This is a genomic window from Pantoea sp. UYEF8 (genome assembly GCF_040546285.1).
Classification (GTDB): domain Bacteria; phylum Pseudomonadota; class Gammaproteobacteria; order Enterobacterales; family Enterobacteriaceae; genus Pantoea; species Pantoea brenneri.
The window spans coordinates 565,784-589,745 of the sequence record NZ_JBEPNM010000003.1 but is presented as its reverse complement, the minus strand read 5'-3'; the positions used below and the strand labels follow the sequence as shown (position 1 = coordinate 589,745).

23 protein-coding genes are annotated in these 23,962 nt (G+C 55.0%); 8 read left to right on the top strand and 15 right to left on the bottom strand.

Annotated elements, in window-relative coordinates:
- Positions 1 to 333: 333 nt before the first annotated feature.
- Positions 334 to 894: a D-glycero-beta-D-manno-heptose 1,7-bisphosphate 7-phosphatase gene (gene gmhB, locus ABIB18_RS08965; RefSeq protein WP_031375301.1), complete on the bottom strand. Its 561-nt coding sequence runs from the start codon at positions 892 to 894 to the stop codon at positions 334 to 336.
- A gap of 188 nt (positions 895 to 1,082) precedes the next feature.
- Here gmhB and metN point away from each other — a divergent pair, with 188 nt between their 5' ends.
- The 6 genes from metN (at position 1,083) to proS (ending at position 6,644) form a co-directional block, all read left to right on the top strand.
- A complete protein-coding gene (metN, locus tag ABIB18_RS08960) occupies positions 1,083 to 2,114 on the top strand; it encodes a methionine ABC transporter ATP-binding protein MetN (protein WP_031375300.1) in 1,032 nt (343 codons plus the stop codon).
- Positions 2,107 to 2,760, top strand: coding sequence for a methionine ABC transporter permease MetI (locus tag ABIB18_RS08955; RefSeq protein WP_031375299.1), 654 nt, complete (start codon positions 2,107 to 2,109; stop codon positions 2,758 to 2,760). The genes metN and ABIB18_RS08955 overlap by 8 nt, the downstream gene beginning before the upstream one ends.
- A 29-nt stretch (positions 2,761 to 2,789) precedes the next feature.
- On the top strand, positions 2,790 to 3,605 hold the full coding sequence (locus ABIB18_RS08950) for a MetQ/NlpA family lipoprotein (RefSeq protein WP_031375298.1): 816 nt from the start codon (positions 2,790 to 2,792) through the stop codon (positions 3,603 to 3,605).
- A gap of 128 nt (positions 3,606 to 3,733) precedes the next feature.
- Positions 3,734 to 4,132 carry an envelope stress sensor lipoprotein RcsF gene (gene rcsF / locus ABIB18_RS08945; RefSeq protein WP_031375297.1) on the top strand — a complete coding sequence of 133 codons (399 nt, stop codon included), beginning with the start codon at positions 3,734 to 3,736 and terminating at the stop codon, positions 4,130 to 4,132.
- Entirely contained in the window at positions 4,129 to 4,836 is a 708-nt protein-coding gene (gene tsaA, locus ABIB18_RS08940; RefSeq protein ID WP_031375296.1) for a tRNA (N6-threonylcarbamoyladenosine(37)-N6)-methyltransferase TrmO, read from the top strand. Before rcsF ends, tsaA begins: the two co-directional genes overlap by 4 nt.
- An 89-nt stretch (positions 4,837 to 4,925) precedes the next feature.
- The gene (gene proS / locus ABIB18_RS08935) at positions 4,926 to 6,644 is read left to right on the top strand and encodes a proline--tRNA ligase (protein WP_031375295.1); all 1,719 of its coding nucleotides are present in this window, start codon (positions 4,926 to 4,928) and stop codon (positions 6,642 to 6,644) included.
- A 32-nt stretch (positions 6,645 to 6,676) separates the two neighbouring features.
- Here proS and arfB read toward each other — a convergent pair whose 3' ends face one another.
- Complete coding sequence (gene arfB / locus ABIB18_RS08930) at positions 6,677 to 7,087, bottom strand: alternative ribosome rescue aminoacyl-tRNA hydrolase ArfB (RefSeq protein WP_031375294.1); 411 nt, start codon at positions 7,085 to 7,087, stop codon at positions 6,677 to 6,679.
- Positions 7,088 to 7,304: 217 nt separating this feature from the next.
- On the opposite strand from arfB, the gene ABIB18_RS08925 reads away from it, so the two are divergent.
- Positions 7,305 to 7,505: a YaeP family protein gene (locus tag ABIB18_RS08925; protein ID WP_031375293.1), complete on the top strand. Its 201-nt coding sequence runs from the start codon at positions 7,305 to 7,307 to the stop codon at positions 7,503 to 7,505.
- Positions 7,492 to 7,752: a Rho-binding antiterminator gene (gene rof / locus ABIB18_RS08920; protein WP_069728398.1), complete on the top strand. Its 261-nt coding sequence runs from the start codon at positions 7,492 to 7,494 to the stop codon at positions 7,750 to 7,752. The genes ABIB18_RS08925 and rof overlap by 14 nt, the downstream gene beginning before the upstream one ends.
- 40 nt (positions 7,753 to 7,792) lie before the next feature.
- Here rof and ABIB18_RS08915 read toward each other — a convergent pair whose 3' ends face one another.
- The 13 genes from ABIB18_RS08915 to bamA form a co-directional block, all read right to left on the bottom strand.
- Positions 7,793 to 8,101, bottom strand: a complete 309-nt coding sequence (locus ABIB18_RS08915; protein ID WP_031375292.1) for a c-type cytochrome — start codon at positions 8,099 to 8,101, stop codon at positions 7,793 to 7,795.
- An 18-nt stretch (positions 8,102 to 8,119) separates the two neighbouring features.
- Positions 8,120 to 9,418 (bottom strand): tRNA lysidine(34) synthetase TilS, encoded by a 1,299-nt coding sequence (gene tilS / locus ABIB18_RS08910; RefSeq protein WP_354473989.1) that lies wholly within the window; start codon positions 9,416 to 9,418, stop codon positions 8,120 to 8,122.
- A 52-nt stretch (positions 9,419 to 9,470) separates the two neighbouring features.
- Positions 9,471 to 9,860 (bottom strand): VOC family protein, encoded by a 390-nt coding sequence (locus tag ABIB18_RS08905; protein ID WP_031375291.1) that lies wholly within the window; start codon positions 9,858 to 9,860, stop codon positions 9,471 to 9,473.
- Positions 9,861 to 9,930: 70 nt separating this feature from the next.
- Positions 9,931 to 12,081: a lysine decarboxylase LdcC gene (locus ABIB18_RS08900; protein WP_279810048.1), complete on the bottom strand. Its 2,151-nt coding sequence runs from the start codon at positions 12,079 to 12,081 to the stop codon at positions 9,931 to 9,933.
- 167 nt (positions 12,082 to 12,248) lie between these two features.
- Complete coding sequence (accA, locus tag ABIB18_RS08895; RefSeq protein ID WP_031375289.1) at positions 12,249 to 13,205, bottom strand: acetyl-CoA carboxylase carboxyl transferase subunit alpha; 957 nt, start codon at positions 13,203 to 13,205, stop codon at positions 12,249 to 12,251.
- 12 nt (positions 13,206 to 13,217) lie between these two features.
- The gene (dnaE, locus tag ABIB18_RS08890) at positions 13,218 to 16,700 is read right to left on the bottom strand and encodes a DNA polymerase III subunit alpha (RefSeq protein ID WP_046289208.1); all 3,483 of its coding nucleotides are present in this window, start codon (positions 16,698 to 16,700) and stop codon (positions 13,218 to 13,220) included.
- Positions 16,701 to 16,731: 31 nt separating this feature from the next.
- Positions 16,732 to 17,358 (bottom strand): ribonuclease HII, encoded by a 627-nt coding sequence (gene rnhB / locus ABIB18_RS08885; protein WP_089561402.1) that lies wholly within the window; start codon positions 17,356 to 17,358, stop codon positions 16,732 to 16,734.
- Entirely contained in the window at positions 17,351 to 18,499 is a 1,149-nt protein-coding gene (gene lpxB / locus ABIB18_RS08880; RefSeq protein ID WP_354473988.1) for a lipid-A-disaccharide synthase, read from the bottom strand. Before lpxB ends, rnhB begins: the two co-directional genes overlap by 8 nt.
- A 3-nt stretch (positions 18,500 to 18,502) precedes the next feature.
- Positions 18,503 to 19,291 (bottom strand): acyl-ACP--UDP-N-acetylglucosamine O-acyltransferase, encoded by a 789-nt coding sequence (gene lpxA, locus ABIB18_RS08875; RefSeq protein WP_031375287.1) that lies wholly within the window; start codon positions 19,289 to 19,291, stop codon positions 18,503 to 18,505.
- 3 nt (positions 19,292 to 19,294) lie between these two features.
- Positions 19,295 to 19,750 (bottom strand): 3-hydroxyacyl-ACP dehydratase FabZ, encoded by a 456-nt coding sequence (gene fabZ / locus ABIB18_RS08870; protein WP_031375286.1) that lies wholly within the window; start codon positions 19,748 to 19,750, stop codon positions 19,295 to 19,297.
- A 152-nt stretch (positions 19,751 to 19,902) separates the two neighbouring features.
- Complete coding sequence (lpxD, locus tag ABIB18_RS08865; protein WP_354473987.1) at positions 19,903 to 20,928, bottom strand: UDP-3-O-(3-hydroxymyristoyl)glucosamine N-acyltransferase; 1,026 nt, start codon at positions 20,926 to 20,928, stop codon at positions 19,903 to 19,905.
- A 3-nt stretch (positions 20,929 to 20,931) separates the two neighbouring features.
- Positions 20,932 to 21,429, bottom strand: coding sequence for a molecular chaperone Skp (gene skp / locus ABIB18_RS08860; protein ID WP_003852644.1), 498 nt, complete (start codon positions 21,427 to 21,429; stop codon positions 20,932 to 20,934).
- Between the two features lie 110 nt (positions 21,430 to 21,539).
- On the bottom strand, positions 21,540 to 23,951 hold the full coding sequence (bamA, locus tag ABIB18_RS08855; RefSeq protein ID WP_031375284.1) for an outer membrane protein assembly factor BamA: 2,412 nt from the start codon (positions 23,949 to 23,951) through the stop codon (positions 21,540 to 21,542).
- Positions 23,952 to 23,962 lie beyond the last annotated feature (11 nt).

Below are 23,962 nucleotides of genomic sequence, written 5' to 3'. Positions count from 1 at the left end.
CTCGTGAGACTTGATATTTTTTACGTCCGGAGACGCTGATATCAATCCTGCGAGTGCCCACACAGATTGTCTGATAAATTGTTAAAGAGCAGTGCGAACAGTGCGTTAGCGTCCTGTCGCGAGGAGGCGTATATTACGCTTTCCTCCCTCAGAGTCAACCTCTTTTTCAGAAGCTTTTCTCCGGCGGCACAGTCTCCTGTGCCTGCTGACCCGTCTCTCCGTAAGCCGGTGTTCCGTGTCAGTGGAGGCGCATTATAGGGAACGCTTCAGATAGCGCAAGTGCAAATTCAAACTTTTTTGCTGTTCGTCTGAAATTTGCACAAAAGCGCCGTTTTAGCCCTGTTTGATGCGTGCCGGCAGCGCGGCAAGGCTATCAATTACCCAGTCTGCTGCGGCTTCGCCTTCGGCGGTGACCGGCTTACCGCTGCGCACCAGTACTTTTTTACCGACACCCGCAGCCTGACCCGCCAGCATATCTTCCAGCTTGTCACCCACCATATAAGAAGCGGCCATATCAATATGCAGTTCCTGCTGGGCGGTTAACAGCATGCCCGGCTGCGGTTTGCGGCAATCACACTCCTGGCGGAACTCTTCGACCGCCGCCTCAGGATGATGCGGACAGAAATAGATGCCATCCAGATCCACATCGCGATCGGCTAATGACCAGTCCATCCACTCGGTCAGGCGCATAAAGGTATCTTCAGTAAACATGCCGCGCGCAATGCCAGACTGATTGGTCACCACCACCAGCGCAAAACCCATCTGCTTCAGTTGCTGCAGCGCCTCAATAGTGCCGTCAATGAACTGGAAATCATCAATTTCATGGACATAGCCATGGTCGACGTTAAGGGTGCCATCGCGATCAAGAAAAATGGCTGGGACTTTATTCGCCACGTAGAAACTCCTGCTGTAAAAATTGCCGATCAGTATCGCATGATTGCTATAAAAGGGAGAATGCCAGATTGAATCACTTCCATTGATTTAGACGTCTGGATGCCTTACCATCCATCCAGCTTTGACAGCATATCAGGCTTAACCGCCTGCCACACCACGGACAACGCAACACGATAATAAATAACGTAATGATTAAATTAGAAAATATCACCAAGGTGTTTCAGCAAGGCAACCGTACCATTCAGGCGTTATCTGACGTCAGTCTGCACGTGCCTGCCGGACAAATTTATGGCGTCATCGGGGCTTCCGGTGCCGGCAAAAGTACATTGATTCGTTGCGTTAACCTGCTTGAACGCCCTACTTCGGGCCGGGTACTGGTGGATGGCGCTGACCTGACCGCGCTTAACGAACGCCAGCTGACCCAGGCGCGTCGTCAGATCGGCATGATCTTTCAGCACTTTAACCTGATGAATTCCCGCACCGTCGCCGGCAACGTTTCGCTGCCGCTGGAGCTGGGTAACCTGTCACGCGAGCAGATTAAGGCGCGAGTCGCTGAACTGCTGGAGCTGGTCGGCCTGTCCGATAAGCATGATGCCTGGCCTGCAAACCTTTCCGGCGGCCAGAAGCAACGCGTCGCGATTGCCCGTGCCCTGGCCAGTAATCCTAAGGTGCTGCTGTGTGATGAAGCCACCAGCGCCCTCGATCCGGCCACGACCCGCTCGATTCTGGAGCTGCTGAAAGACATTAACCGCCGGCTCGGCCTGACCATTCTGCTGATCACCCATGAGATGGATGTGGTGAAACGCATCTGTGACCAGGTCGCCGTCATCAGTCAGGGTGAACTGATTGAGAAAGATAGCGTCAGTGAAGTCTTCTCACATCCGAAAACGCCGCTGGCGCAGCAGTTCATTCAGTCGACGCTGCATCTGGATATCCCGGATGACTATCAGCAGCGTCTATCAGCCGCCGCCAGCCACGATAGTGTGCCGCTGCTGCGTCTGGAGTTCACCGGCAAATCTGTCGATGCGCCGCTGTTGTCGGAAGCGGCACGCCGTTACAACGTCAATAACAACATTATCAGTGCCCAGATGGATTATGCCGGCGGTGTGAAGTTCGGCATTATGCTGGCCGAAATGCACGGCACAGAAAGCGATACCCGTCAGGCCATCGCCTGGCTGCAGGAGAATCACGTGAAAGTAGAGGTGTTAGGTTATGTCTGAGGCGATGATGTGGTTGCTGGGGCGCGGCGTATGGGAAACGCTGATGATGACCTTTGTCTCGGGCTTCTTTGGCTTTGTGTTGGGTCTGCCAGTCGGCGTGTTGCTGTATGTCACCCGTCCGGGACAGATTCTGCAGAATCAGGGGCTCTACCGCGTGCTCTCGGCGCTGGTGAATATCTTCCGTTCGATTCCTTTTATTATCCTGCTGGTCTGGATGATTCCGTTTACCCGCGTCATCGTCGGTACGTCGATTGGCTTACAGGCCGCGATTGTGCCGTTAACCGTCGGCGCCGCACCTTTTATTGCACGTATGGTGGAAAATGCTCTGCTGGAACTGCCCACCGGACTGATTGAAGCGTCACGCGCGATGGGCGCTACGCCAATGCAGATTATCCGCAAGGTTCTGTTACCTGAAGCGATGCCTGGCCTGGTCAACGCGGCGACCATCACCCTGATTACGCTGGTCGGTTACTCCGCAATGGGCGGCGCAGTGGGAGCAGGCGGTCTGGGTCAGATCGGTTATCAGTACGGTTATATCGGCTACAACGCCACGGTGATGAATACGGTATTGGTGTTGTTAGTGGTTTTGGTGTATCTCATTCAATTCTGTGGTGACCGCATCGTACGTGCGGTGTCCCATAAGTAAGCCAGCAATATCACTATTAAGGAAAGGATATGTCTTTCAGATTTAAAAAAATTGCCGCTGTGGGTGCACTGATTGGCGCAATTGCGCTGGCAGGATGCGATCAAAAAGAGAAAGATCCCAACCATATTAAAGTGGGCGTGATTGTCGGTGCTGAGCAGCAGGTAGCTGAAGCAGCGCAGAAAGTCGCGAAAGAGAAATATGGCCTCGACGTTGAACTGGTGACGTTTAACGATTACGTGCTGCCTAACGAAGCGCTGAGCAAAGGCGACATCGACGCCAATGCTTTCCAGCACAAGCCGTATCTGGATCAGCAGATCAAAGATCGTGGCTACAAGCTGGTATCAGTCGGTAACTCCTTCGTCTACCCTATCGCGGGCTACTCGAAAAAGATTAAGTCACTGGATGAGTTGCAGGACGGAGCTCAGGTCGCGATTCCTAACGACCCGACCAACCTGGGCCGTACCCTGCTGCTGCTGCAGAAAGTGGGTCTGATCAAGCTGAAAGATGGCGTGGGCCTGCTGCCGACCTCACTGGATATCACCGAGAACCCAAAACATCTGAAAATTGTTGAGCTGGAAGCGCCACAGCTGCCGCGCTCACTCGACGATCAGCAGATTGCGCTGGCGGTTATCAATACCACCTACGCCAGCCAGATCGGTCTGACGCCGGCTAAAGATGGCATCTTTGTCGAAGATAAAGATTCTCCTTACGTGAACCTGATTGTGGCACGTGAAGACAATAAAGATGCGGAAAACGTGAAGAAGTTCGTACAGGCTTACCAGTCTGACGAAGTCAACGAAGCCGCAAACAAAGTCTTCAACGGCGGCGCCGTTAAAGGCTGGTAATTCGGTTACTCCTCTCTTCCAGGGCGGCGCTATGCCGCCCTTTCTGTTATTGGGTGCCCTGCCCGACTTGTTATTTATTCTGGTCCTTGTTTCAATAACGCCACTTTTTGAAACTTGAGGATGTTGCCATGCGTTTTTTACCGCTCTGCTTGTTAGCATTGATGCTGACCGGGTGTGTTCACGAATATCACCCAATAAGCAGCGCACCTTCTCGTCCGCAGCAATCCAGCGAACCGACCCGTAAACCTACGCCACGTCCTGCGCCGGTTAAGCTCTATACCGATGCGGCCGATCTGGTCAGCAAACCATTCCGCGATCTCGGCGAAGTCTCTGCTGAAGATTGTCAGATCAGTAATCAGAACTCACCCGCTAACATCGCCACTGCACGTAAACGCCTGCAGATCCGCGCCTCTCAGATGAAAGCCAATGCGGTACTGCTGCATAAATGCGAAATCGTAACCGGTACGCCAGGCTGCTATCGCCAGGCAGTGTGCCAGGGTTCGGCGCTGAAAGTCAGTAATCAATGAGTGACTTCGCCTTTGCGCAAATTGGGGTAATCCGCTCGCCGTGGAAAGAGAAGTTTGCCGTACCACGCCAGCCTGGTCTGGTGCAGGATGGCGGCGGCGAGCTGCACCTGCTGGCACCTTATAACCAGCCGGAAGCAGTGCGCGGGCTGGAAGCTTTCAGCCATCTGTGGCTGCTGTTCGTGTTCCATCAGACCATGGCGGGTGGCTGGCGACCAACGGTACGTCCGCCCCGTCTCGGCGGCAATGCGCGCATCGGGGTTTTCGCGACCCGCTCAACCTTTCGACCTAATCCGATTGGTATGTCACTGGTTGAGCTTAAGGGCATCCATATCGATAAACAGCAGGTCATCCTGCAACTCGGCAGTCTGGATCTGGTCGACGGGACGCCGGTAGTTGATATCAAACCTTACCTGCCGTTTGCAGAAGCCTTACCGCACGCCGAGGCAGGTTTTGCTCAGGCAGCGCCAGCCGCTGATATGCCGGTCCGCTTCTCGGATCAGGCGCAACAGCAATTGCAGCAGCTGCAGCCGCGCTACCCGCATTTAGCGCGCTTTATCAGCGAAGTCCTGGCGCAGGATCCCCGTCCGGCTTACCGTAAAGGCGAAGTGGAGCAGCGGGAATATGCCGCCTGGCTGATCGATTTTAATGTGCGCTGGCGGATCGACGCGGCCGGAACGGAAGTGATCGCCATCGACCCGCGTTAAAACCCGCTTTTGAGCCGGTGATCTCACTGGTACACTAGCCGCCAGCAAAATTCTGTCTGTGACTTTCCGATCAACTGGAATCGTAATCAATGCGTACTACTCAATATCTGCTCTCTACTCAGAAAGAGACGCCTTCCGACGCTGAAGTGATCAGCCATCAGCTGATGCTGCGCGCCGGTATGATCCGCAAACTGGCTTCTGGCTTGTATACCTGGTTACCGACCGGGGTGCGCGTGCTGAAAAAAGTCGAAAACATCGTGCGTGAAGAGATGAACAACGCCGGCGCGATTGAGATTTCAATGCCGGTCGTGCAGCCTGCCGATTTATGGCAAGAGAGCGGTCGCTGGGAAGAGTATGGCCCGGAACTGTTACGTATTGCGGATCGCCATGATCGTCCGTTCGTGCTTGGCCCGACGCATGAAGAAGTGGTCACTGACCTGATCCGTAACGAGCTGAGCTCCTATAAGCAGCTGCCGCTAAATCTGTATCAGATTCAGACCAAATTCCGTGATGAAGTGCGCCCGCGTTTTGGCGTGATGCGTTCACGTGAATTCATTATGAAAGATGCTTACTCGTTCCACGTTTCTCAGGAGTCGTTGCAGGAAACATACGAGGCAATGTACCGGGCTTACAGCCAGAGCTTCACTCGCATGGGGCTGGATTTCCGCGCGGTGCAGGCGGATACCGGCTCGATCGGCGGCAGCGCGTCACATGAGTTCCAGGTGCTGGCGCAGAGCGGTGAAGATGATGTGATCTTCTCTACTGAATCGGATTATGCGGCAAATATCGAGCTGGCCGAAGCGGTTGCCCCGGCCGGGGAACGCGCTCAGCCGACGCAGGAAATGCGCATCGTTGATACACCAGATGCCAAAACTATCGCCGAACTGGTAGAGCAATTCCAGCTGCCGATTGAGCAGACGGTGAAGACGCTGATCGTAAAAGGTGCCGAAGAGAGCGGCCATGCGCTGGTTGCCCTGCTGGTGCGCGGCGATCATCAGTTGAATGAGATCAAAGCGGAAAAAGCGGACATCGTGGCTGCGCCGCTGGTGTTCGCTACCGAAGAAGAGATCCGTGCTGCCGTAGGTGCCGGTCCAGGTTCTATCGGTCCGGTCGGCCTGAAGATGCCGATTATCGCCGATCGTACCGTGGCGAAGATGAGTGATTTCAGCGCTGGCGCAAACGTCGACGGTAAACACTACTTTGGCATCAACTGGGAGCGCGATCTGCCGCTGGCCAGCGTAGCGGATATCCGTAACGTGGTTGAAGGCGATCTCAGCCCGGATGGCAAAGGCACCTTGCAGATTAAACGCGGTATCGAAGTGGGACACATCTTCCAACTCGGCACCAAATACTCTGATGCGATGAAAGCCTCGGTTCAGGGTGAAGATGGCCGCAACCAGGTGATGAGCATGGGCTGCTACGGCATCGGCATTACGCGCGTGGTCGCGGCGGCAATTGAACAGAATCATGACGAACGCGGCATTATCTGGCCTGCGGCGCTGGCACCGTTCGAAGTGGCGATTCTGCCAATGAATATGCAGAAATCGTTCCGGGTGAAAGAGCTGGCGGAAGAGCTGTACGCGACGCTGCGTGCCAAAGGCGTGGATGTCATTCTGGATGACCGTAAAGAGCGTCCGGGCGTGATGTTTGCTGACATGGAACTGATTGGCGTGCCGCACACCATCGTGATTGGCGATCGCAATCTCGACAATCAGGAGATTGAATATAAAGCGCGCCGTGCCGGTGAGAAGCAGATGATCAAGCAGGATGAGATCGTCGACTTCCTGCTGAAAGCATTGAATAAGTAATCGTTTCAGACGCCCCGCTTGCGGGGCGTTTTTTATTGCACCTTACCGCGCATCGACTTAGTGGTACTACGCCGGGCTTTCCCCTCCAGCCGTCGTTCTTTAGAGGCGCGGGTCGGCCGCGTGGCACGACGAGCCTTTTCTACCGTACTCAGTTCCCGAATCAGATTAACCAGACGCTGCAGCGCCGCTTCGCGGTTCATCTCCTGACTGCGGTGCTCCTGCGACTTAATCACCACAATCCCTTCGCGCGTAATCAGATGGTGACTGGCGGCCAGCAGTCGCTGTTTATAAAAGGGTGGCAACGAGGACGCGGCAATATCGAACCGCAAATGTATCGCCGTGCTGGCTTTATTGACATGTTGTCCCCCGTTGCCCTGCGCCCGAATCGCGGTCAGCTCAATTTCACTCTCCGGGATTTCAACACTGCGTGACAGCATAATCATCTGCCACCTTCCCGTACGCTTAGGGTGTTTACTGCCGATAACCTGTTCATCAACTTAACCTTTTGTGCTTTGACTCTTTCCGCGTCAGACAGCGGAATCTGTCACTTTAGCAGTGTTTTGCGTGCTGTTCCTGCTTTAAGCGGGCTGATTTCCTGCAAATGGCTGTGATATAGTCGCCAGTTAACCAGAGTATTGACGCTCTGCTGAGGAGGGCCACGTGCAAAATTATTGTGAGTTAGTTCGCCGAAAATATGCCGAAATCGGCAGCGGGGATTTAGGTTACATACCCGATGCGATTGGCTGCGCATTGAAGGCGCTTAATGATATTGCCGCAAATACTGCGCTAAACTCTTCTGTCAGGGAACAGGCGGCCTACGCCGCTGCTAACTTATTGGTGAGCGACTATGTTGATAAATGAAGCGTACCAACCCATCAATTGCGATGATTACGACAACCTGGAACTCGCCTGCCAAAATAACTGGATGCTGTCGCTGGAAATGAAAAATGGCGAGCAGCTCAAAGCGAAGGCCAGCGAGATTTTTTCACGTAAAAATGTGGAATATCTGGCCATCGATCTTGACGGTGAAACCCGCGAGTTACGCCTCGACCATATCGCCAGCTTCACGCATCCGGAGCTGGGAACGGTAGTTGTCAGCGCAGAATAATCCACGCTTTCCGGGCGGGACTTCCCCGCCCTTTCCTCTTTCAGGGCTGTAACGAACCGTAGTACGCCGCTAAATCCGCCATATCTGCATCACTTAATCCCGCGACAAACGCTTTCATCACCTCGGCCTGACCCCCGCTGCGTTCACCTTTTTTGTACGCCTGCAGGGCATGCTCAAGATAGGCCGCCTGTTGCCCTGCCAGGTTAGGATAGAGCGGCACCGAGGCCTTTCCTTCTGCACCGTGACAGGCCATACAGCTGGCTGCTTTCTGCGCCCCGCTCTGCGCATCACCCGCCGCCCAGGCCGGTAGCGCGGCGGCCAGTAAACACGCCGCGATCCACGTTTTCATCATTGCTCTCCTGCGTTTTTATTTTGAATGCCAGACAGCCTGCCAGCCATGCTGGTCGATGGCCGCGCCCTCACGGGTAATGAAGAGATCCGGCGCGCAGACCAGCGTCTGGTTGTAAAAAATTAACGGAATCCGTTCGCGTTGCCACGGCGGAATGTGCAACGCCTGCCACACCTTCTTCATTTCCCGTCCGCCGCTGCGCCCCACCAGATGAATCTGGCCGTGGGCGTGAAACCGCACGCTGATCTGCTCATCCTGTCGGGGAAGACGTAACGGGCGCTGAGACTGGCTGGCCTGCAACGTGCCCAGATCGTCAGGCAACCGCAGCGGCTGGTGAAGATCGGGCCACGCCAGCTGGATATCGCGTAACGCGCTGAGCCGCGGCAGCCAGTAGAGTTGCTGGCGATAGCGTCGCAGTTCAGCCTGACCAAACTGCAACCGCGGCTGGGCATCTTCGCGACTCGCCATCACCTCATTACGGATGCGGTTCAGGCCATCTCGTGACGGCATCACCCCGCTCTGACCCGCGATCCAGCGGCGCAGCAGCGCATTGGCGCGCGCCTCACTCATCGTCAGTAAGGGCGGAAAGTGCAAGCTGCCGTCAGGCTGGATCAGCGCACTGAGCTGTTCAGCCAGCAGCTCATCCAGCAACTGCTCCTGCTCGCTGCAGAGTGCCGCGCTACGGGCCGTCGCCTCGGCAAAATGGGGCCAGCGCTGACTGAGTTCAGGCAGCAGACGCTGGCGCAGAAAGTTGCGGTCGTAGCGCAAATCCTGATTGCTCTCATCCTCAACCCACACCAGCTGATGCGTCCGGGCATACTGCTCCAGCGACTGGCGGGAATGATTGAGCAACGGCCGTAACAGACGATGCGCGCCCAGCGAGCGGGATTGCGGCATCGCGGCTAAGCCGGCCGGGCCGCTGCCACGCTTCAGCGCCAGTAACAAGGTTTCACATTGATCGTCGAGATGCTGAGCCGTCAGTAAAATTTCGCCCGGCTGCAGCGCCGTGCTCAGCGCCTGATAGCGAGCGGTGCGGGCGGCTGCTTCAATGCCGCTGTCACGCCCATCGACCCTGACCCGCAACACCTCACACGGTAACTGCCATTGCTGGCAGAGCGCCATGCAGTGCGCTGCCCAGCGATCGGCGTTCGGACTCAGTCCGTGATGCACGTGCAGTGCCCGCAGGCGGGATTGAGGAGAGTGCTGTTGCCATCGCCATGCCTGATGCAGCAGCACGGTTGAATCGAGTCCGCCGCTGAATGCCACCACCAGCGCGGCATCCGGTTGCAGCAGTGAATTAAAAGCAGACAAAGACATGGCGCAATCCAGACAATCGGGCCACCGGATGTGGCCCACTGAGCGCGCTATTTTACGCCTGATAAAGCTCCAGCGGCAAACCATCTGGATCGGCAAAGAAAGTACACTGTTTGCCGGTCAGTTCATCAATGCGGATTGGCTCGCACACGACGCCTTTCTGCGCCAGCGTTGCGACCGCTGCCTCAACATCCGGCACGGTGAACGCCAGATGACGCAGGCCGCAGGCTTCAGGATGGCTGACCCGTGCCGGTGGCTGAGGAAAAGAGAACAGTTCAATCGTGTACTGACCCTGAAGCGCCAGGTCCCCTTTCCATGAGTCGCGAGCTTCGCGGTAATATTCGCCCAGCAGGCTGAAGCCGAGCACGTCACAGTAGAACGCTTTGCTGCGCTGATAATCTGACGCGATGATCGCAATGTGGTGGATAGCCGTTAACTGCAGCATTTCAATTCCTTAAGTTCAGACGAGTGCCTACCTTACGCAGGCACCCGGTAGCTGACAATCTACAAAGTTCTTAACCAGCGTCGTTTTTCAACACCCGAACGCGATATTCCCCTTCTTCGGTCAGCGTGGCGCCATGAATATCGGTTTCAAAGCCCGGATAGTTACGACCAATGCTGCACAGCATCAGCAGGAAATCGAGTACCGCACGGCTCTCTTCGGTAATCATCTCTCCCGGCATCACCAGCGGCACGCCCGGCGGATAGGGTAAAATCATGTTGGCTGAGATCCGTCCGACCAGCTGACTGATATCGACAGTTTCAATATTGCCTTTCACCTGCTGCTGGAACGCCTGATGTGGCGTCATCTTCATTTCCGGCAGCACATCAAACGCCTGCAGCATCAGCCGCGGCAGATCGTGATGGCGGATCAACTGATGAATGCCCTGCGCCAGCGTCTGGATCCGCATGTTGCGGTAGAAGTCGGGATCTTCAGCATAGAGATCCGGCAACATGTTTTTCACCCGCAGATTAAGATCGTAGGCGCGTTTGAACTCGGTCAGCCCGCGCAGCACGCTCATCGCTTTGGTTTTGTCGATGCCAATACTGAACAGGAACAGCAGGTTATAGGGACCGGTTTTCTCTACCACGATGCCACGCTCATCCAGGAATCTGGCCACCAGCGCGGCCGGGATCCCCTCGTCAGCCATCTCACCCAGTTCGCTCATGCCCGGCGTCAGAATGGTGACTTTGATCGGATCGAGATACATATGATCGCGATCGGCCTGGGTAAAGCCGTGCCACGCCTCGTCGCCTGGCTGGATCGGCCAGCATTGCGCCTCATCGATCTGTTCCGGCTGCCAGATATCAAAGAACCAGCTATCAGACTCTTCGCGCAGGCGCTGGATCTCGCGACGGAAATGCAGGGCGCGTTCCACCGAACGATTGATCAGTCGCTTGCCCGGGTTACCGCGCAGCATCGCCGCCGCGGTTTCAATCGACGAGACAATGGCGTAATTCGGTGAGGTGGTGGTATGCATCATGTAGGCTTCGTTAAAGGTCTGCTCGTCATAGTCGCCTTTAATGTGAATCATCGATGCCTGTGAAAAGGCCGCCAGCAGCTTGTGGGTTGACTGGGTTTCATACACCACTTTGCCCGGAATACGTTCACCACTCATGCCGCTTTTACCGGCGTAAATCGGGTGGAAGTTGGTATAGGGCACCCAGGCGGAATCAAAGTGAATCGACGGCACATCCAGCGTCTCTTTGATGTACTGGGTGTTATACAGCAGGCCGTCATAGGTCGAGTTGGTGATCACCGCGTGGACCGGCCAGCTGGCACGTTCGGTCGCCGCCACTTTTTGCGTGATGCTGGCGCGAGTGAATTCCTGTTTTGGAATACCGCCCAGAATACCCAGCGCGTTGCGGGTTGGCTTCAGCCAGATTGGGACCAGATCGCTCATCATCAACAGATGAGTCAGCGACTTGTGGCAGTTACGGTCTATAAGCACCGTGCTGCCGGCGGGTGCCGCGTACATCCCGACAATTTTATTGGAGGTCGAGGTGCCGTTGGTCACCATGTAACTCTGCTCAGCGCCAAAGGTGCGCGCTACATACTCTTCCGCCTCAAGATGCGGGCCGGTATGATCGAGCAGCGAGCCGAGTTCCGTCACCGAAATTGAGATATCGGACTTCAGGGTGTTGGCGCCGAAGAAATCATAGAACAGGCAGCCGACCGGGCTTTTCTGAAAGGCGGTGCCCGCCATGTGACCGGGCGTGCAGAAGGTGTACTTACCCTCTTTGACGTAGGTGAACAACGCTTTAGTCAGCGGTGGCGTGATGTGGTCAATATAGTCATCGGTGTACTGACGGATATGCAGCGCGATATCGTCGGCTGCGTTGAGCGCGTATTCAAAGAAGTGCAGCGGCATCCGCATCTCATTGACGCTGATATCCATCTGCGAATGGGTATTGATGAAAGCATAGAGCGGCAGGTATTCATTGAGCTGATTGATCTCGCCGCACAGTTCCGGGCTGTTGTGCGCATCCCAGTCAAAGATCACCCCGCTGATACGCGGATTGTGTTCAATCAGCTTGAGCAGATCGTCGCTGTTTCTCGGATAAAGTAGCTGAAAACCTTGCAGTTTTAATGCCGCGTCGAGTTCACGCAACGGCTCATCTTTATAAAACACGCCGTGCGCGCCCATGATCGCCAGAATATTCAATGCTCACCTCCCTTTGTCGTGGCATCGGGTAAGCATATACGCTAACCGATTGAAGGTGTAGGCGGAGAGCAGTGCAGGCGGCGGGGCATGCGGAATATCGGGCAGAGTGAGGCTGGCGGCATAAAAAAAGCGGACCGGAGTCCGCTTTGTTTTGACCATCAGCCTAATCAGGCGTAGCCGTAGCTCATCAGACGCTGATAACGACGATCCAGCAGCTCTTCAGTGCTCAGACCGTCGAGATCGGCCAGGTCGGCCAGCAGTTGCTGTTTCAGCGACTGCGCCATATCGACCGGATGACGATGCGCACCGCCTAACGGCTCAGGAATAACCGAGTCGATCAGCTTCAGCTCTTTCAGACGGTGAGCGGTAATGCCCATCGCTTCCGCAGCCAGAGGCGCTTTGTCAGCGCTCTTCCACAGAATCGAAGCACAGCCTTCCGGAGAGATCACCGAATAGGTGCTGTACTGCAGCATGTTAACTTTATCGCCCACGCCAATCGCCAGCGCACCACCGGAACCGCCTTCGCCAATCACCGTACAGATGACCGGCACTTTCAGACCCGACATCTCACGCAGGTTGCGTGCAATGGCTTCTGACTGACCACGCTCTTCGGCGCCCACGCCCGGATAGGCGCCAGGGGTGTCGATGAAGGTGATGATAGGCATTTTAAACCGCTCAGCCATTTCCATCAGGCGCAGCGCTTTACGGTATCCTTCCGGTGCTGGCATACCAAAGTTACGACGAATTTTCTCTTTGGTTTCACGGCCTTTCTGGTGGCCGATGATCATCACCGGACGGCCGTCAAGACGCGCAATACCGCCGACAATGGCTTTGTCATCCGCATAAGCACGGTCACCCGCCAGCTCATCGAAATCGTCGAATGCGTTACGGACGTAATCAAAGGTATAAGGACGCAAAGGATGGCGCGCCAGTTGGGCGATTTGCCATGCGCCTAAATCGGCAAAGATTTTACGGGTCAGCTCAACGCTTTTTTCGCGCAGGCGCTGAACTTCTTCATCCAGATTAACGTGTTTATCATCCTGACGACCAATCGACGTCAGCGAATCAATCTTCGCTTCCAGTTCTGCGATCGGCTGTTCAAAATCCAGGTAATTAAGACTCATAATGTTCCTGTTTTAGTCAAACTCCAGTTCCACCTGCTCCGATCCAATCAACGAGCGCAGATCGTTAAGTAAACGATCGCTGGGCGAAATTCGCCACGCTGCACCAAAGCGCAGCTTCGCTCGCGCGTCGGCTCTCTGATAGTAGAGATGCACCGGAATAGTCCCTGAGCGATGGGGTTCCAGGGACTGACGGAGTCGGTTTAATAGCTGGTCATCAATTTGCCTGTCCGTCAGCGATATAGCAAGTCCGCGCGCGTATTTTTCGCGCGCTTCGTCGATGTCCATGACTTCCCGGGCGGTCATTTTAAGGCCGCCGCTGAAGTCATCAAAGCTGACCTGTCCGCTGACGATCAGGATACGGTCTTTCTCCAGCAACTGCTGGTATTTGTCTAACGCATCGGTAAATAACATCACCTCAAGACGGCCGGAACGGTCGTCCAGAGTACAGATACCAATTCGGTTGCCGCGTTTGGTCACCATTACGCGCGCAGCGATCACCAGACCAGCCGCGACGGTAATTTTACCGCGATCGGTAGGATGCATATCTTTCAGTCGCACCCCGCCGACGTAACGCTCAATTTCTTTCAGATACTGATTAATCGGGTGGCCGGTAAGATATAACCCCAGCGTTTCCCGCTCGCCATCCAGCTGAACCTGCTCTGGCCACGGCGTAACGCTGGCGTAGGATTTCTCTACCTGCTCCGGCTCATCGGCCAGCACGCCAAACATATCTGCCTGTCCAATCGCTTCCGCTTTGGCATGCTGATCGGCTGCTTTCAGCGCATCGCTGAGGGAACTCATCAGCGCGGCGCGGTGCGGTCCAAGGCGATCGAAGGCACCGGACATGATCAATTTTTCCATCACCCGGCGGTTAATCTTTTTGGTATCGGTGCGGGCACAGAGATCAAACAGTTCGCGGAAGTAGCCGCCTTCGTTACGGGCGTCGATGATCGCTTCGATGGGCCCTTCACCGACGCCTTTGATCGCGCCGATACCGTAGACGATTTCACCTGCCTCATTGACGTGGAACTGATACAGACCGGAGTTGATGTCCGGCGGCAGGACCTTCAGCCCCATGCGCCAGCATTCATCGACCAGACCCACCACCTTCTCGGTGTTGTCCATATCAGCCGTCATGACCGCAGCCATAAACTCGGCCGGATAGTGGGCTTTCAGCCACAGCGTCTGATAAGAGACCAGCGCATACGCGGCGGAGTGTGACTTGTTAAAGCCGTAGCCAGCAAATTTTTCTACCAGATCGAAGATCTTCATCGACAGTTCGCCGTCGATGCCCATTCTTTCCGCACCGTCACGGAATACCGACCGCTGCTTGGCCATCTCTTCCGGTTTCTTTTTACCCATTGCACGGCGCAGCATGTCCGCTCCGCCAAGGGTATAACCGGAGAGGACCTGGGCGATCTGCATCACCTGTTCCTGATAGAGAATGATGCCGTAGGTCGGTTCAAGCACCGGCTTCAGGCTCTCATGCTGCCACTGAATATCAGGATAAGAGATCGCTTCACGGCCATGTTTACGGTCGATGAAGTTATCCACCATGCCGGATTGCAACGGACCCGGACGGAACAGCGCCACCAGCGCGATCATATCTTCAAAGCAGTCAGGCTTCAGACGCTTAATCAGATCTTTCATGCCGCGCGATTCAAGCTGGAACACCGCAGTGGTTTCCGAGCGCTGCAGCATGTCGAAGCTTTTTTTATCGTCCAGCGGGATGGCGGCGATATCGATCGGCTCCAGTCCCTGCTTTTCCCGGCGCGGATTGATCATCTTCAGCGCCCAGTCGATGATGGTCAGAGTACGCAGGCCGAGGAAGTCAAACTTCACCAGCCCGGCATATTCCACATCATTCTTGTCGAACTGAGTCACCGGGAACTGGCCGTTTTCGTCGCAGTAAAGCGGGGCAAAATCGGTAATTTTGGTCGGCGCGATCACCACGCCACCAGCATGTTTACCGGCATTACGCGTGACGCCTTCCAGCTTACGCGCCATATCGATCAGCGCCTTAACCTCTTCGTCCGCGTCATACATGGCCGGCAGCTGCGGCTCAGCGATAAAGGCTTTTTCCAGCGTCATGCCGGGATCGGGCGGGATCAGTTTTGAAATACGGTCGACGAAACCGTAAGGGTGCCCCAGTACGCGGCCAACATCGCGGATTACCGCTTTCGCCGCCATGGTACCAAAGGTAATGATCTGCGAAACCGCCTCACGCCCGTACATATCCGCGACATGTTCAATCACCTGATCGCGCTTTTCCATACAGAAATCGACGTCGAAGTCGGGCATCGAAACACGTTCCGGGTTAAGGAAACGTTCGAACAGCAGGTCAAATTCCAGCGGGTCGATATCGGTAATTTTCAGCGCATAGGCCACCAGCGAGCCTGCACCGGAACCACGACCCGGTCCGACCGGCACGCCGTTATCCTTCGACCACTGGATAAACTCCATCACGATCAGGAAGTAGCCGGGGAAACCCATCTGGTTGATAACGTTGAGCTCAATCTCAAGACGTTCATCATATTCCGGGCGTTTCTCTGCACGTTCCGCTTCATCAGGGAACAGGAACGCCAGACGCTCTTCCAGCCCTTCACGCGATTTCACCACCAGATAATCTTCGGTGGTCATGTCACCAGTCGGGAATTGCGGCAGGAAGTACTCACCCAGCCGGACCGTGACGTTACAACGCTTAGCAATCTCTACGCTGTTTTCCAGCGCTTCCGGGATGTCCGAAAACAGCTCACACATCTCCGCTTCGCTGCGCATATATTGCTGAGGACTGTAGTTGCGCGGACGTTTTGGATCGTCCAGCGTGTAGCCATCATGAATCGCAACGCGAATTTCGTGAGCGTCGAAATCCTCTTCATTGATGAAGCAGACTTCGTTGGTGGCGACGACCGGCACACCTTCAGCGATCGCCAGTTCAACCGCCGCGTGCAGATAGCTCTCTTCATCCTGACGACCGGTGCGCACCAGTTCCAGGTAATACCGATCGGCAAAATGCTGCTGATAAAACGCCAGACACTGCGAAACCAATGCCGTATTGCCACGCAACAGGCTGCGACCGACATCGCCCCGACGTCCACCCGACAACAGGATTAATCCCTCATTTAGCTCCAGCAGCCAGTCACGATCGATGATCGGTCCGGCCACACCGTAGCCTCGCTGATAGGCGCGTGAAATCAATAGCGTCAGGTTCTGATAACCGGTGTTGTTGGCGGCCAGCACTGTCAGCTGGGTCAACTCATCCCCCATCAGCTCACTGGCGACGTTGAAGTCGGCACCAATGATCGGCTTGATCCCTGCGCTGTGCGCACCACCGTAAAACTTCACTAAACCACACAGGTTAGTGAAATCGGTAATCGCAATCGCGGGCATGCCAAGTGCAGCCGCCTTCTTGATCAGCGGCCCGGTTTTCGCCAGGCCATCAACCATCGAATAGTCGCTATGGACACGCAGATGTATAAAACGGGGTTCAGCCATATCAGTTTCCGGTTAAAACAGTGTCAGGCTATTAAAGCGTATGGGGCTGGCGGGCAGCCAGTACGTCAGCATCGATCAGCGCGTTGCGTACCGGAGCAAAACTGCGACGGTGGTGCGGCGTGGCACCATGCTGCGTCAATTTTTCCATGTGCAGCGCGGTAGGATAGCCTTTGTGTTGCGCAAAGCCATACTGCGGGAACAGCAGATCGAGTTCCGCCATTTCGCGATCACGCGTCACTTTGGCAATGATGGAGGCAGCGCTTATTTCCGCCACCAGACTATCCCCTTTGACCACCGCCTGCGACGGCATCGGCAGCGCCGGACAGCGGTTGCCATCAATCAGCACGTAGTCGGGTAGGATCGGCAAACCGGCGACCGCGCGCTGCATCGCCAGCATGGTGGCGTGCAGAATATTAAGCTGGTCAATCTCTTCCGGCTCTGCGCGGCCCAGGCTCCAGGCCAGCGCCTTCTCTTTGATTTCGTCATACAGCGCCAGACGGCGTTTTTCTGACAATTTTTTCGAATCCGCCAGGCCGATAATCGGTTTTGCCGGATCGAGGATCACCGCGGCAGTGACGACCGCGCCGACCAGTGGCCCGCGCCCTACTTCGTCTACGCCGGCAATCAGCCCGACGGCAGGATAGATAAAATCAGGCATTCACCAGCTCCAGTACCGCATCCGCCGCTTGTTCGTCGGCGTTCCAGCGGATCTGTTGATGTAATTCATGAAACGTCTGTAGCAGAGTGTCGCGCTCAGGTCCGGCGTGCAGCAGCGGATCTAACGCCGCCGCCAGCGCGTCCGGCTGGCATTCATCCTGCAGCAACTCGGTAACCAGTTCGCGCCCGGCCAGCAGGTTCGGCAGCGAAACGTACGGCGTTTTCACCAGCCGCTTCGCCAGCCAGAAAGTGGCGGGCTTCATCCGGTAACCCACTACCATTGGGCATTTTGCCAGCATGCATTCGAGTGCGGCAGTGCCTGACGCCAATAATGCGGCGTCGCTCGCAATCATCGCCTCACGCCCATGCCCATCTAACAGATGCATCGGCAGTTCCGGCGCCACCTCGGCTTTGATTTTCTCAAACTGCTCGCGGCGACGGGCGTTAACCAGTGGCACCACGATCTCCAGCGCCGGATAGTGGCGGCGCAACAATTGAGCGGTTTTCAGGAAATCAGCGCTGAGCATTTCCACTTCCGCACCACGGCTGCCGGGCAACAGCGCCAGACAGAGCGCATCATCGGCAATCGCCAGATGGCGGCGCGCAGCCAGCTTATCGGGATGCAGCGGCATCGCATCTGCCATGGTATGGCCGATAAAACGACAGGGAACGTTATAACGATCGTAAAAGGCTTTTTCAAACGGCAGAAACGCCAGCACCAGATCGGTGTTGCGGCCAATCTTAAACACGCGTTTTTGTCGCCATGCCCAGACTGACGGGCTGACGTAATGAATAGTGCGAATCCCCGCACGCTTGAGGTTGCCTTCCAGCGTGATATTAAAATCGGGCGCATCGATGCCGACAAACACATCGGGGCGCAGTTCGCTGAAGCGCTGAGTGAGATCGCGGCGAATCGTCAGCAGACGTCGCAGTCGGCCGAGCACTTCGACGATGCCCATCACCGCCAGTTCTTCCATCTCGTACCAGGCTTCACACCCTTCCGCCTGCATCAGCGGACCGGCTACGCCAACAAAGCGTGCCTCAGGATGGCGCGCTTTTAACGCACGGATCAGGCCTGCACCAAGAATATCGCCGGAGGTTTCTCCGGCGACCAGGGCAATCATTAAAGGACGCGCTGACATGGATTAACGAATTAATCCACGGGTTGAGCGGGCAAAGAAATCGTAGAAAGGCTGCACTTCGCTGTGCTGCTTCGCGATCGCTTCAATTTCAGGCTTCACTTCATCCAGCGTTCTGCCGCTGCGATAAAGCAATTTGTAGGCATTGCGGATCGCGTGCAGTGACTCTTTACTGAAGCCACGACGTTTCAGACCTTCAATATTGATCCCGAACGGCGTGGCGTGGTTGCCTTGGGCAATCACATAAGGTGGTACATCCTGCGCTACGCCAGAACAGCCGCCAACCATCACATGCGCGCCAATCGTGCACCATTGATGCACCGCCGTCATGCCGCCAATAATGGCGAAATCATCGACCGTGACGTGACCACCGAGGGTGGCGTTGTTGGCGAAGATACAGCGGTTGCCGATCACGCAGTCATGCGCAATGTGCGCATTCACCATCAGCAGATTATCGCTGCCAACCTGGGTGACATGGCCGCCCTGGATGGTGCCGCGATGAATCGTCACGCTTTCACGAATGCGGTTACGATCGCCGATTTCAACACGCGTCGGTTCACCGGCATATTTCAAATCCTGATTCACTTCACCAATTGAGGCGAACTGATAGATCTGGTTATCTTTGCCGATACGCGTATGGCCATTAATCACGACGTGTGATTTCAGGACCGTTCCTTCACCGATTTCAACGTTGGCCCCAACAAAGCAAAACGGACCAATGTGAACATTAGCGCCAATGATGGCACCTTCTTCGATGACAGAACTGGCATGGATAGTGGCGGTTGGATCAATCACGAATTATGCCTCCCGGCTACGGGCACACATCATGGTCGCTTCACAAACGATTTTGCCATCGACGGTCGCCACGCCTTTAAAGCGGGTCAGACCACGGCGGGTTTTCTCGAAAGTGACTTCCATGATCATTTGATCGCCCGGCACAACCGGACGCTTGAAGCGAGCATCGTCGATGCCGGCAAAGTAGTAGAGTTCGCCCGGCTCCAGTTTACCCACGCTTTTAAACGCCAGAATACCGGTGGCCTGCGCCATCGCTTCCAGGATCAGAACGCCAGGAAAAATCGGTTTACCAGGGAAGTGCCCCTGGAAAAACGGTTCATTAACAGAAACGTTCTTCACTGCGCGCAGGTATTTGTGCTCTTCAAATTCCAGCACGCGGTCTACCAGCAGAAACGGATAGCGGTGCGGCAGCAGCTCTAAAATCTCTTCAATTTTCAGAGTATGAGTTTCAGTAGTCAAAATACTCTTCCTGTCCTAAAAATCTGATGACATCAATAACACGGCCTGCACAGATCAACATGATCTTCCGCAGGCCGCAAATAGGTTCTGTGGCGCCTGGCTTCCCTGCTTAACACTTTTATTATGAAAGCCGGTCAGTTTTGGGATGGCGGTCAGTCGTCTTTACCGACCTTGCGCTCGATGGCTTTTAAGCGTTTGCTCATGTCATCGATGTTCATCACCAGCGCTGCAGTTTTGCGCCAGGTTTTGTTGGGTTGTAGCGGAATGCCTGACGAGTATACACCAGGCTCTGTGATCGGACGCATGACCATACCCATACCGGTCACGGTGACTTTGTCACAGATTTCCATATGTCCGTTAATGACGCTGGCACCGCCAATCATACAATAACGACCAATTTTTAAACTACCCGCCATGATCACACCGCCTGCAACCGCAGTATTGTCACCAATAACCACGTTGTGGGCGATCTGACATTGGTTGTCTATGATAACACCATTGCCGATCAGAGTGTTATCCAGCGCACCGCGATCAATGGTGGTACAGGCACCTATTTCCACGCGATCGCCGATAATCACTGCGCCTAACTGAGGGATTTTCACCCAGTTGCCGCGATCGTTGGCATAACCAAAGCCATCAGAACCAATAACGGTGCCGGACTGAATCAGACAATCCTGACCGATCTGAATCTCGTGATAAACAGAGACATTGGCCCACAGACGCGTGCCGCTGCCAATGCGGGTCTTTTTGCCGACAAAACATCCGGCGCCAATCACCACGTTATCGCCCAGTTCGACCTCTGCTTCAATCACCGCATTCGCACCGATGGCGACGTTTGCACCAAGTCGGGCGCTGGGATCAATCACGGCGCTGGGCGCAATATTTTGTGCCGGTTGGGGGGTGGTATCGAGTATTTGCGCCATACGCGCATACGTCAGGTAAGGGTTTTTCACCACCAACGCTGCGGTGTGGCACCACTCCAGATCCGCTTCCGTCAGCACCACGGCTGAGGCCTTAATCAGGGCGAGTTGCTCGCGGTAACGGCTGTTTGCAAGAAAAGTGATTTGGGCAGTTGTGGCGGATTGCATAGAAGCAATGCCGGAGATGACGATATCGCCATCTCCGTGCAATTCTGCATCCAACTGCTGGGCTAAATCAGCCAGTCGAATAGATGACATCAATTATTTAACCTGTTTCAGCACGTCAGCAGTGATGTCTTTTGCGTTTGACGCATAAGCCACCGCGTTCGCGTCGATCACGACGTCGTAACCATCGCTGTCAGCGACTTTCTTGACGGCATCCTGAATACGGCTCAGCAGCTTGTTACGCTCTTCCATCTGACGACGACGGTTATCCTGCTCGAAAGCCTGCGCTTTAGAGGAGAAAGCTTCGCGCTGTGACATGACGTCTTTTTCCATGCGGCTGCGTTCGCTGGCCTTCATGGTTGAACCGTCACGCTGCAGACGCTGCATTTTGGTTTGCAGATCGCGTTCCTGGCTCTGCAGTTCAGTCGCACGGCCTTTGAACTCATTTTCCAGCTGTTTAGCAACAGTCGCACGTTGCGGTAACTGTTGGAAAATGCTGGACACGTTTACCACTGCAATTTTGTCAGCAGCCTGAACACCAGCGGAAACCGCTAAAGCAAGACCCAGACCTGCGGCACACAACAACTTTTTCACTATAAACTCCTTACCATCAACGTTTGTGTCAGCGACACAGTGTTTGCCCCGGAACAGCCACATGAGCTGCCCGGTGGCAATACTTCAGCTATGCATCCATGCGCAGAACATTACCAGGTTTTACCGATGTTAAACTGGAACTGCTCTGACTTGTCTCCCTCGATTTTCTTGATCGGCTGGGCGTAAGAGAACACCAGTGGGCCGAGCGGCGACATCCACTGCAGCGCAACACCGCTTGATACACGGATGTTGTTTGGATCGCTGTAGTCAGGAATGCCGGCAGCACGCGTCTCCGCGGTATTTTCCCACTTGGTATCCCACACTGTACCGGCATCGACAAACACCGAGGTACGGACCGAGTTAGCATACTTCTCGCTCAGGAACGGCGTTGGCGTGATCAGCTCCAGGCTGGCGATCGCCATGGCGTTACCGCCCACCGCATCATCCGACTTACAGACACCGTTTGGATCGGCAATCCGGCAGTTGGACGAGTTGTTATTGTAGTACGCAGCCTTCGGACCAATGGTATTGGACTGGAAGCCACGCACGGTGCTGGAACCACCGGCATAGAAGTTCTCATAGAACGGCATCTCTTTGCCATCGAGACCATCGCCATAACCGACACGGCCACGGCCTAACAGCACCCAGGTACGATCCTGGTTAATCGGCACATATTGCTGTGTATCCAGCGTGGCCTTATAGAAGCTGTTATCCGAGCCCGGAATCGTCACCTTACCGTTCAGGTTGGTGCGGTTACCGGAGGTCGGGAAGAAGCCACGGTCGAGGGTGTTGTAAGTCCAGCCGTAGTTAAAGGTGAAGTCATCTGCTGAGAAATCGCCTTCGTCATTGAGCTGTTGCGGCTTGCCGACCGAATTAAGATAACGCCACATCGCAACCTGCGGCTGCATGTTTGACAGGTCATTGTGGACATAGCCCAGACCGACACGCAGAGTGTTGTTTTCGTTAATCGGGAAGCCAAGCGTACCGTCCAGACCATAACTTTTGTTGGTATAGTCAGAAAGGTCAGCGTTATCCGCTTTAAAGTCGTTATAGAACAGGCGACCACCCAGACTCACACCGTCAACGGTGAAGTACGGGTCAGTCAGCGAGAACTCGGCATAGGTCTGGTAATCGTTTTTGGTACCGCTGATGCCAACGGTATTACCGGTGCCCAGCCAGTTATCCTGCGTGACGCCGACCTGGAAGCTGACGCCACTTTCGGTGCCGTAGCCGACGCCGAAGTTAAAGGTCCCGGTGTTACGCTCTTTAACTTTGTAGACCACGTCCACCTGGTCAGGTGAGCCTGGTACACGCTGCGTATCGACATCAACCGTTTCGAAGTAGCCGGTACGGTTCAGACGTTCTTTGCCCTGCTCAACCAGATCGCTGCCCAGCCATGCCCCTTCCATCTGACGCATTTCGCGACGCAACACCGAATCTTTTGAGGTGTCGTTGCCTTCGAAACGGACATTACGGACGTAGTAGCGGTTGCCGGCATCGACGTTGATATGCAGTTTTACTGTCTTATCCGCATCGTTGATTTCCGGCTGGGTGACCACGCGCGGATAGGCGTAACCATAGCGCCCCAGCAGCTTCTTGATCTCATCTTCCATCTTCGTGACTTTCGCGCCATTATACAGCTCGCCCGCCGGAATCTTGGTCAGATGTTCAATTTCTGCTGAATGGCCTGCCATGCTGCCGTTGACGATCACGCCAGCGATTTTGTACTGATCGCCTTCGGTGATGTTAACGGTGATGTAGATGCCCTTCTTATCCGGCGTCAGGCTGACCTGCGTGGAATCGATGTTGAAGCGGGCATAACCGCGATCGAGATAGAAGCTGCGCAGGGTTTCAAGGTCGCCCGCCAGTTTCTGTTTCTGGTATTTACGATCGCCAACCACGTTCCACCACGGCACTTCATCGCGCAGCTGGAAACGGGAAATCAGTTCATCAGAACTGAAGGCTTTGTTGCCGACGATATTGATCTGCTGAATTTTGGCAGAGACACCTTCGGTGAACACCAGCTTCAGATCGACACGGTTACGCGGCAGCGGCGTAACGACCGCTTTCACGCTGGCAGTATATTTACCGACGCTGTAGTAGAAGTCCTCCAGTCCCTTCTCGATCGAAGAGATCATGGTACGGTCCAGCGCTTCGCCGACCCGTACGCCTGAGGCTTCCAGATTTTGTTTGAGCTGATCCTCTTTCACCGCTTTGTTACCGGTGAAGGTAATGCTGGCAATGGTAGGACGTTCTTTGACCTGGACAATCAGCGTTGTACCGTCTCGCAGGACCTGAACATCCTCAAAGTTGCCAGTAGCGAACAGCGAGCGAATGGTATTTCTGACATCATCGTCATTCACCGTATCGCCAACCCGTACTGGCATGCTCAGCAGAGCCGCGCCGACGGCGACTCGCTGCAGCCCTTCGAAATGAATATCCTTCACCACGAAATCGTCTGCACCGTAAACGGTGGCGCTGCTAAACAGCAGCGACGCTATGAGCAACTTTTTCATCGCCATCGTTATTATGC

Excerpts from the sequence above, each read along its gene's own strand:
- metN (WP_031375300.1), top strand. The coding sequence starts at position 1,083 with ATGATTAAATTAGAAAATATCACCAAGGTGTTTCAGCAAGGCAACCGT.
- ABIB18_RS08955 (WP_031375299.1), top strand. The coding sequence starts at position 2,107 with ATGTCTGAGGCGATGATGTGGTTGCTGGGGCGCGGCGTATGGGAAACG.
- ABIB18_RS08950 (WP_031375298.1), top strand. The coding sequence starts at position 2,790 with ATGTCTTTCAGATTTAAAAAAATTGCCGCTGTGGGTGCACTGATTGGC.
- rcsF (WP_031375297.1), top strand. The coding sequence starts at position 3,734 with ATGCGTTTTTTACCGCTCTGCTTGTTAGCATTGATGCTGACCGGGTGT.
- tsaA (WP_031375296.1), top strand. The coding sequence starts at position 4,129 with ATGAGTGACTTCGCCTTTGCGCAAATTGGGGTAATCCGCTCGCCGTGG.
- proS (WP_031375295.1), top strand. The coding sequence starts at position 4,926 with ATGCGTACTACTCAATATCTGCTCTCTACTCAGAAAGAGACGCCTTCC.
- arfB (WP_031375294.1), bottom strand. The coding sequence starts at position 7,087 with ATGATTATGCTGTCACGCAGTGTTGAAATCCCGGAGAGTGAAATTGAG.
- rof (WP_069728398.1), top strand. The coding sequence starts at position 7,492 with ATGTTGATAAATGAAGCGTACCAACCCATCAATTGCGATGATTACGAC.
- ABIB18_RS08915 (WP_031375292.1), bottom strand. The coding sequence starts at position 8,101 with ATGAAAACGTGGATCGCGGCGTGTTTACTGGCCGCCGCGCTACCGGCC.
- tilS (WP_354473989.1), bottom strand. The coding sequence starts at position 9,418 with ATGTCTTTGTCTGCTTTTAATTCACTGCTGCAACCGGATGCCGCGCTG.
- ABIB18_RS08905 (WP_031375291.1), bottom strand. The coding sequence starts at position 9,860 with ATGCTGCAGTTAACGGCTATCCACCACATTGCGATCATCGCGTCAGAT.
- accA (WP_031375289.1), bottom strand. The coding sequence starts at position 13,205 with ATGAGTCTTAATTACCTGGATTTTGAACAGCCGATCGCAGAACTGGAA.
- dnaE (WP_046289208.1), bottom strand. The coding sequence starts at position 16,700 with ATGGCTGAACCCCGTTTTATACATCTGCGTGTCCATAGCGACTATTCG.
- rnhB (WP_089561402.1), bottom strand. The coding sequence starts at position 17,358 with ATGCCTGATTTTATCTATCCTGCCGTCGGGCTGATTGCCGGCGTAGAC.
- lpxB (WP_354473988.1), bottom strand. The coding sequence starts at position 18,499 with ATGTCAGCGCGTCCTTTAATGATTGCCCTGGTCGCCGGAGAAACCTCC.
- lpxD (WP_354473987.1), bottom strand. The coding sequence starts at position 20,928 with ATGTCATCTATTCGACTGGCTGATTTAGCCCAGCAGTTGGATGCAGAA.
- bamA (WP_031375284.1), bottom strand. The coding sequence starts at position 23,951 with ATGGCGATGAAAAAGTTGCTCATAGCGTCGCTGCTGTTTAGCAGCGCC.